This window comes from Methylocystis sp. (assembly GCF_021731785.1).
Lineage (GTDB): Bacteria > Pseudomonadota > Alphaproteobacteria > Rhizobiales > Beijerinckiaceae > Methylocystis.
In genome coordinates this window covers 1-6,870 of the sequence record NZ_JAKFWS010000172.1, presented here as the reverse complement: position 1 = coordinate 6,870, position 6,870 = coordinate 1, and the positions used below count along the sequence as shown (strand labels likewise).

3 protein-coding genes are annotated in these 6,870 nt (G+C 61.2%); 2 read left to right on the top strand and 1 reads right to left on the bottom strand.

The genetic code is table 11. The features are described 5' to 3' along the window. Window positions 1-3,454: chromosome segregation protein SMC (smc, locus tag QZ964_RS20435; protein ID WP_292534023.1), on the top strand; the 3,454-nt coding region annotated here is incomplete at its 5' end. A 63-nt stretch (window positions 3,455-3,517) separates the two neighbouring features. On the opposite strand, the gene QZ964_RS20430 is transcribed toward smc, so the two are convergent. Continuing rightward, a complete protein-coding gene (locus QZ964_RS20430) occupies window positions 3,518-4,603 on the bottom strand; it encodes a glycosyltransferase family 2 protein (protein ID WP_292534020.1) in 1,086 nt (361 codons plus the stop codon). 238 nt (window positions 4,604-4,841) lie between these two features. Here QZ964_RS20430 and QZ964_RS20425 point away from each other — a divergent pair, with 238 nt between their 5' ends. After that, window positions 4,842-5,876: an AI-2E family transporter gene (locus QZ964_RS20425; RefSeq protein WP_292534018.1), complete on the top strand. Its 1,035-nt coding sequence runs from the start codon at window positions 4,842-4,844 to the stop codon at window positions 5,874-5,876. The last annotated feature ends 994 nt before the right edge of the window (window positions 5,877-6,870 follow it).

Here is a 6,870-nt window from a genome sequence, read left to right as displayed (position 1 = left end):
GAAATTCGAGCGCCTGCGCCTTCTGGGCTTCAAGAGCTTCTGCGAACCGACCGATTTCCTGATCGAGCCGGGCCTGACCGGCGTCGTCGGGCCGAACGGCTGCGGCAAGTCGAATCTGGTCGAGGCGTTGCGCTGGGTGATGGGCGAAAACTCCTACAAGAACATGCGTGCGTCCGGGATGGACGACGTGATTTTCTCCGGCGGCGGTTCGCGCCCGGCGCGCAATCTCGCCGAGGTCGGGCTTGTCCTCGACAATTCGGCGCGCACCGCCCCCGCCGCCTTCAACGACGCCGATTCGATCGAGGTGACGCGCCGAATCGAGCGCGAGGAGGGCTCGACCTACCGAATCAACGGCCGCGAGGTGCGCGCCCGCGACGTGCAGATTCTGTTCGCCGACGCCGCCACCGGCGCGCGCTCGCCGTCGCTGGTGCGCCAGGGCCAGATCGGCGAAATCATTTCAGCCAAGCCCCAGGCGCGCCGCCGCATTCTTGAGGACGCCGCCGGCGTGGCCGGCTTGCATTCGCGCCGGCACGAAGCGGAACTGCGTCTCAACGCGGCGTCGGAAAACCTCACCCGCCTCGAAGACGTGCTGAAACAGGTCGACAGCCAGGTGGACAGCTTGAAGCGCCAGGCGCGCCAGGCGACGCGCTACCGCGGACTTGCGGCGCAGATCCGCAAGAATGAGGCGCTCGCCGCGCTTGTCGCCTATCAACTTGCCGCCGAGCAGCTGCAGGCGGCGGCGGAGAAGCTCGACGCCGGGCGGCGCAGCGTGCAGGACCGGACGCTGGAGCAGGCCGAGGCGGCGAAATTCCAGGCCGTCGCCGCGCATGAGCTGCCGCCGCTGCGCGACAAGGAGGCGGAGGCCGGCGCGGCGCTGCATCGGCTGGTCGTGGCGCGTCAGGCGTTAGAGGCCGACGAGCAGCGCGCCAAAGAGCGAATCGCCGAGCTTCAGCGCCATATCGAACAGTTCAGCCGCGATCTCGAACGCGAGCGCGCGCTGATCCAGGACGCCGCCGAGGTCGCCGAGCGGCTCGATGAAGAGCGCGGCGAGCTTCAGAGCGGCGACGCGCGCGACGCCGAGCGCGAGGCCGAGGCGCAGTCGCGGCTTAACGAGATCGAAACGGCGCTATCTGCGACCGAGGCCGAACTGTCGAACGCACAAGAGCAGCTCGCCGGCGTCAACGCCAGGCGGGTGGCGCTCGAGGCGTCGCTGCGCGAGGAAAATCAACGCGTCGCGCGCTTCGAGGCGGAGCTGACCCGCATCGAGACGGAATTTGCGCTGATCGCCGGGCAGGGCGGCGGCGCCGAGGAGGTCGAGCGCCTGGCCGAGGCCTTCGAACAGGCGGCGCAGGATTCACGCCGGGCCGAGGAAACGGCGCAAACTGGCGAAGCCGCCCATCGCGAGGCGCGAGAGGCGGAAACCGCCGCCCGCGCGCCGCGCGAACAGGCGGCGTTGCGCGCCCAGCGGCTGGAGACCGAGATCCGCACGCTCGAACATCTGCTGCAGGCGGGCTCAGGCGGCCTCTGGGCGCCGGTGGTCGAGAGCATGACGGTCGAGAAAGGCTATGAGACCGCGCTGGGCGCGGCGCTGGGCGACGATCTCGACGCCTCCGCCGACGATTCGGCGCCGGCCCATTGGTCGGTCACACGCGGCGAGGGCGATCCGGCTCTGCCGAATGGCGTGCGCGCGCTCGCCGAGCTTGTCGATGCGCCGCCGGCCCTGCGCCGCCGTCTGGCGCAGATCGGCGTCGTGCTGCGCGCCGAGGGCGAGAGCCTGCGCAAGTTGTTGAGGCCCGGCCAGCGGCTCGTCTCCAAGGAAGGCGATCTGTGGCGCTGGGACGGCTTCACCCAGGCCGCCGAGGCGCCGACCGCCGCCGCGCGTCGGCTCGTGGAGAAGAACCGGCTTGCCGATCTGCGGATCGAGGCCGTCGGCGCGCGCGAATCCGCCGAGGCGCTGAACGAGGCGCTGAACGCGGCGCGCGAGGCCGCGCGGCAGGCCGCGCAAGCCGACGCCGAGGCGCGCGACGCACAGCGCCGCGCCCGCCTTCGCCTGGAGGAAGCGCGCGAGCGCCATTCGACGGCGGAGCGCCGCCAGGCGCAGATCGCCCAACGCCTCTCGGCGCTGCAGGAGGCGAAGGCGCAGACGCTCGCCAATCGCGACGAGGCGGCGCAGAAGCGCGCCAGCGTGACCCAGGCGCTCGACGACCTTGAAGAGCCGGCCTTCCTTGCCGGCGCTCTGGAGAATCTGCGCGGCCGCGCTTTGGCCGAGCGCGCCCAGGCCGGCGAGGCGCGGGCGGCGCTCGCATCGCTGCGCCACGAAAGAGCGGCGCGCGCCGCGCGGCTCGCGGCGATCGCGCGCGAAACCGCGTCCTGGGCGCAGCGGCGCGACCGCGCCCAGGACCGCATCGGCGAACTCGAAGAGCGGCTGGCGACCGCGCAGGAGGAACATGGGCGCTTGAGCGACGCGCCCGACGCCTTCATCGGCCAGCGCCGCGCCTTGATGAATGCGCTCGAAGCGGCCGAGGCGGCGCGCCGCGACGCCTCCGACGCGCGCGCTTCCGCCGAAACGCGTCTCGCCGAGGCCGACCGCGCCGCCCGCGCCGCGTTAGAGGCGATGAGCGCCGCGCGCGAAGATATGGCGCGCAGCGAGGCGCAGCTGGACGCCGCCCGCCAGCGCGTCGCTGACGTCGAGCGCGCCATCGCGCATGATCTCGAATCGACGCCGCAAGCGCTCGCCGAACTCGCCGAGGTCAAGGACGGCGCCGATCTGCCGGAGATCGCCGACATCGAACGGCGGCTCGAAAATTTGCGCGCTGACCGCGAACGGCTTGGCGCCGTCAATTTGCGCGCTGAGGACGAACTCGCCGAGGTCGAGGCGCAGCGTGAAAAGATGATCGCCGAGCGTGACGACCTTTCCGAAGCGATCAAGAAATTGCGCGCCGCGATCGCCAGTCTCAACAAGGAAGGACGCGAGCGCATGCTCGCCGCTTTCGACAAGGTCAACGAGCACTTCAAGGAGCTGTTCACGCTGCTCTTTGACGGCGGCGCAGCGGAATTGCAGCTTGTCGAAAGCGACGATCCGCTTGAGGCCGGTCTCGACATTCTGGCGCGTCCGCCCGGCAAGAAGCCGACGACGATGACGCTGCTTTCCGGCGGCGAGCAGGCGCTCACTGCAATGTCGCTGATTTTCGCGGTCTTCCTCACCAATCCATCGCCGATCTGCGTGCTCGACGAGGTCGACGCGCCGCTCGACGACAACAATGTCGAGCGTTTCTGCGATTTGCTCGACGAAATGCGCAAGAAGACCGACACGCGCTTCGTCACCATCACCCACAATCCGATCACCATGGCCCGTATGGACCGGCTGTTCGGCGTGACTCAGGCCGAGCGCGGCATTTCGCAGCTCGTCTCGGTCGATCTTGAGCAGGCGGAGAAATTCGCGCTGGCGAGTTGACCTCGCGTCGGTCGGCCCGGAGCGCATGTTCTAATTGCGGAAAAAGACTGCGTCGCTAAGCCCTCAGTCCATGTAACGCCAAAGGCGATGCGCTGCTCTTTCAATCGATTGAGAACCCGTCGCGCGGCCAGCCGTCGACAGGAATTCCGCCATTGGCTTCAACAAAGCAATAGGAATGAACCTGCAAAGCGACTCTTTGTCTGTTAAGATTTTTTCCAGTCGAATTTGTTGCTCGATTGTTTTGGTCTCCAATGCTGAAATTCTGCTTTTCAACTGGCATCTCAGGTCGTTGACGCCAGTAAACTTTAGCAATGCGACCCCGTCCTGCTGCCCGTCAATCTTTTGCTTATCAATAAGTTTCCACATTTTATGAGTGACGAAGGGTATTGCGTTAGACAGCCTACTAATTGCTGATTCATAGCAGAATATGACAGACGCGTTACTGATTATCTCTCCAAAGTGGCTTTGATCATAAGTGTTGTTGCCATGGATCGTGTAGCAATATATTAAAGGTTCATTAATGAGTCCTATACGATATTCGGTCAGTAGCTTTTCTACCATAGAGGTATCCTCGGATTTGCGAATTTCAGGATAAGAATAAATATAGTTTCTGTGGATGACCATCGAGCCCTCCCACAGTCGATCCGTGGAAAAAGCCAATACTCTATTCTCTGGCCACCAAATCAACCACCGTTTGAGGAAAACTGCGGCAACATTTGTCTTTAACAGTGCGCTTATACAAATATTCAATCGGTCACGATGGTACAAATCGTCGTCATCCCACTGGCAAAGTATCTCTCCCTTGGCATTTGAGACCGCAATATTTCTCAAAGAACCGAGCGTATGGCCAGGCTCGACAGAAATTATCCGCACTGAAGGTCCGTTCGACATTTCTACTAACAAATTGAGCGCATCAGTAATGTTGTTGCAAACAATAACCAACTCCCTGTTCGGATATGTTTGATATTCAAAACAGTGAATGGCTGAACTAACCAAATCAGGATCGCTGCGCGTCACCATTAAACAAGAAACTAATGGGTAATTTTCCAACCCGACAGATAGGTCGACTGAAGTAAGCTCGTTCCAATTTTCGTTGTTATTGTAACAGCTGGCAAAACCTTTCTCAAATATTTGAACTTCGACCTTCATTTCGTTTTCTTTCCTATACGCATGGACTTTCGCAAGTTCCATCGCGGGAGCGCGCAGAAATTGGTTTGCCTGTCTCCTAGGTTGTCGACAAATGTTCCATAATTCAGGCGGGACTGTGCAGCCTTAACAGTCGCCGAAACCCTCAGCTACCGGGTATTGGGCGGGGCCGTAGAATATCCTCCGATGGAAAGCGCCTCTCCTTGGCCTTAGGCGCGTTGATGTAACCGGCGAAGCTGACATGACCAGAAGCGAATTCGTTCTGCGTTCGGCGATTTTCATCGCGCTCGCCCTCCTGCCGTTTCTCGTCTGGCTGCTCTTCAATGTCATCGTCCTCGCGACTGGCGCGGTGCTCGTCGCGACGCTGATGCATCTCGTCGCGACGCCGTTCCTGAAGCTCCGTCTGCCGCGCGGCGCGGCGCTGGCGCTCTCCGGCCTGCTGATCGCATCGGTCATCGGCGGGACCTTCTATCTCTTTGGCAGCACCATGGCGTCGGAGTTTCACGACGTGCTGCGCAGCGCCGAGGAAGCAGCGGATTCCATTTCGCTCGCGATCAGCCGAGCGGGATTGTCCGACTATTTGCCGAAATCGTTCAGCGAAAATATTTCGCTCTCGAGCCTGATCGGTCGTTCCTTCACCGTCAGCGTCGAGGCAGTGCTGGGCGGTCTCGTCGCCTTTTTCGCCGGCGTCTTTCTGGCAAGTGAGCCCAAGCTCTACAGCGAAGGCTTCACGCTGCTGTTTGCGCCGCGCTGGCGTAATAGAGCGCGCGAAACGCTTGGCCATGTCTCCACCGCGCTGCGCCGCTGGCTTCTCGGTCAGATGATCGAAATGGTGACGGTGGGCGTCATGTCGGGCGTAGCGGTGTGGCTCATCGGCCTGCCTTCGCCCTTCGCGCTTGGCGCCATATCCGGGCTTTCGGAATTCATCCCCTATATCGGGCCGATTCTGGCGATCTTCCCTTCAGTCGCGGTCGCGGCGACGATCGGACCCTATGCGATGCTCTGGACGATCCTCGCCTATCTCGCCATTCATCAGCTCGACGGCAACATGATCATGCCGCTTATTCAGCGGCAATTGGTGCGCGTGCCGCCGGCGCTGATGCTGATTTCGATCGCGACGTTCGGCACGCTGTTCGGGCTCGGCGCGACGATTTTCGCCGCGCCGCTGACGGTCATCATCTATGTCGCGGTGATCAAGCTCTATGTGCGCGATACGCTGGGCGAGTCGACGCCGCTGCCTGGAGAGAGCGGGCCTGCGAAGAGTTTGCCCACGTAGCCCCCTCGATGGGCCGATTAGTGCCGCTCATTTAAATCTCTGCGTTTTTGAGGAACAATGCGAGAGCACTGCCATGCGTTTTAGCACAATCGCGTACAATCCGATGCCGTGTTGCCAAACCAAGTCTCCAGGGTGACGCGAGCAGAATGCGGAGCGTGTTGGCCGATGAAGTGCAGGTGAAGAAATGCCTTTGTTCAAGCTGATTGCTATTGCCGTTGCAGTAGGCCAGCAAATGTTAATGCAGCAAGCGGTATTGCTATGGTCCCCGCGAGAGCGACTCCCAGGCGGAAAAAGTGCCAATTCCAGGCTTCGTCGGGAAAGTCACACACAGATTCAACACCCAAGTCCACGATCGGGAGCATAACGTCTATGCCGTAAAGCCAGGAAGGCATCTCACACGGCGGGGACCAATCGTACGGACCTTTCTCTCCCGCAAATATTTTACGCAGCGCCGCCGGATGCGGATGTACATTCGGCGAAGATTTCGTTGGGTCCACGCATTCATAAACTACTGGGCCGTAGCCACTCTGCGCAAAAGAACACGAAAACGTCTGCCTTTGAGGGGGTTGACGCGACGGTACATCTATTGAAACAGTTCTCTCGGGCGTAGGAGTAAAAGTGGTGTCGAATGCAAAATTCGGTTGTTCAGCGATATAAAAACCAATCCAACCTATACAAAAAACGGTAACCAGCGTCATAATTGCCAAAAGGCTCGAATATCCAAAACCGAATGGTTTTCCATAGGCTCCCCATATAATGCGGCTGATCCTATTCCGCGGGGCGTTGGCAAGCGATTGTTTCTCCATTTCATACAGTATTGGCCTAGTTGCATAACCATGGCCCATTTCACGAAGGGTCGTTGCGAGTTGGACGGCTCCAAAAACCTGTAGCCAAATCGGCTCCGGCTTGATTCACTTGCTCATGTCGCAGATGGAGCGCGATCATGGCCAAGGGAGCGGCTGGATTTTTTGACGTGGATGAGCGTCTGGCGGAC

Coding starts and splice junctions, on each gene's coding strand:
- QZ964_RS20430 (WP_292534020.1), bottom strand. CDS start 4,603: ATGAAGGTCGAAGTTCAAATATTTGAGAAAGGTTTTGCCAGCTGTTAC.
- QZ964_RS20425 (WP_292534018.1), top strand. CDS start 4,842: ATGACCAGAAGCGAATTCGTTCTGCGTTCGGCGATTTTCATCGCGCTC.